The following is a 1,939-nucleotide window of genomic DNA, read 5'->3' as shown; positions in this document are numbered from 1 at the left end:
AAAGCTTTCTATTACTTAGGAGTAGCCACGCACTACTTTACAGATGCTACCCAACCTATGCATGCAGCAAATTTTACCGCAATTGATACGAGAGCTATAAAGTATCATAGCTACTTTGAAAATTATGTTACAACCATTCAAAATCAATTTGCAGTCAATACTGGAGGGAAGTATAACGACTCTCTATCCACACCTGAAGAATGGATTGATTATGCAGCCCGAGTAGCTAAACCTGAAATCCAAAATATTACTAATGATAAAACATTTAAGTATTATAATAGTGGTAAGGCACAATTGTGGCAAGAAATGGTTACCCCAGCTGTGCAGCGAAGCTTAGGAGAAGCTCAGCGCAATACAGCAGGTTTCTTAAATCTTTGGTTTAAAACTTTTACTGAAAATGTGAAAGCTCCAAGTATAGAGACTGCATTAATCTATGATATAGAAGGAAACGTCATAGAAGCAGGGAAAAACTATTATATCGTACCAAGTGAATCTCCTTATCAAGGTCTAACATTTGAATGGTATGTAGCAAACCGTTATGATTATGTCTCACTTGCAAGTAAAGAAAACAATGCTTTATCTGGTACACCTATAGCATTTGAATTCTACAAAGAAAATGATGCAAAGCTACACCACGGGGAGAGTATATATCTTCGCATGAAGCACTCAAATTACGATCAATTTCAATATTTAAATTGGTCTAATTATTCTAGTTGGATTCACCTTGCTCAAAAATCGGATAGTTTAGCTGACTTTAAAATTAAAATTAACCTGGATAAACCTACAGAATATAATATTTTTACAGATGACTATCCATTAAATTATGAAAATATAAATGCAGAGAAAAATTGGATCGTACTAGGTGGAAAAAAACAAAAACCTAGCTCATGGAAGTTTATACCTGTTAGATAAACTAAAAAAACACTCGTCCTTAATCAGAACGAGTGTTTTTTATCCGTAAACGTCAAGTAACTTCACTTATTGGCAACAAACAAAAAAGCCCATCTCTTTTTTCATAAAAGATGAGCTTTTTTATCTTTCGATTATTCTAAATAATCTGTTAAAAATAATAAAATACTGTAGCTTTGAAATAAAGTCGTACCGTTTATAAAGAAGATGTACTGTTTATACAGAAGTTGCATCGTTTTATCCCTTTGGATTTCCTTTTCTATGGGTTACTCCCCATCGCCAACAAGCTAATAAAGGCAAATACCCCCAAAATGAGAAAATTGGAATATCTAAGTAAAAATATACATTTTTTTGTTTTGGAGCAACTAGTTTCATTACCTTGATGGGCATGTTGGTGAGACCCTAAAATGAACATTTGGATAGGCAATCCTTCTTCTCTTAAAATAACCTTAAATATATTATAGATTTAAGAATATCAGAAAAATAAATGGTATAATTTTCTAAAATATCCTGAATAAAGTTGATTTTAGAAAAGGAGTAGAGGGGAAATGTTTCAGAAGCTCAAATTTTATTTAATCAGCCTTGTAATTAGTTCAATGTTAGGTGGGATTATCATAGGTGCTAATTTCTTGGTCCATAACATCTATTATTTAGTTGTAGGTAAAGAATTTCATTTTAATATGTGGTCTTCCATTATTATATTTAGTATCGTATTTATTTCAGGTTTTACATATATGTTGAAAAAGGGCCCAGATATACTTGTTAATGATTAAACCAATAGTAATTCATGATCTGGTTGGCGTCTTGTTTGTTATTAGGGAAAGATAACAAAACTAAATTTCCTTAAAATGAAAAAATACACCATCCCTTCTATATATTTTTACAAAAAGAATAGCGTTATTTTGATTATATGGATATAAATTTATCATTTTAGCCAAGAAGACTCCTTCCTTAAGGAACGCGAAGTGAGTAGGTGGGAGATGAATTGGCTTCGGACAAGGGATGGCAGGAAGCCATCTTAATTGTTCGA

Annotated in this window: 2 protein-coding genes; both read left to right on the top strand. The window is 32.2% G+C overall.

All coding sequences use genetic code 11. The features are described 5' to 3' along the window. Positions 1-912, top strand: a 912-nt coding sequence (locus JDS80_RS30555; RefSeq protein WP_199640803.1) for a zinc dependent phospholipase C family protein, incomplete at its 5' end; no start/stop codon positions are given. Positions 913-1,457: 545 nt separating this feature from the next. After that, a complete protein-coding gene (locus JDS80_RS30550) occupies positions 1,458-1,682 on the top strand; it encodes a hypothetical protein (protein ID WP_071769988.1) in 225 nt (74 codons plus the stop codon). Positions 1,683-1,939 lie beyond the last annotated feature (257 nt).

The sequence above is a fragment of the Bacillus cereus group sp. N8 genome, assembly GCF_016483685.1.
In the GTDB taxonomy this organism is placed as follows: domain Bacteria; phylum Bacillota; class Bacilli; order Bacillales; family Bacillaceae_G; genus Bacillus_A; species Bacillus_A proteolyticus.
Note: the sequence above shows the minus strand (reverse complement) of the source record. Positions and strands in the feature narration are given on the sequence as shown.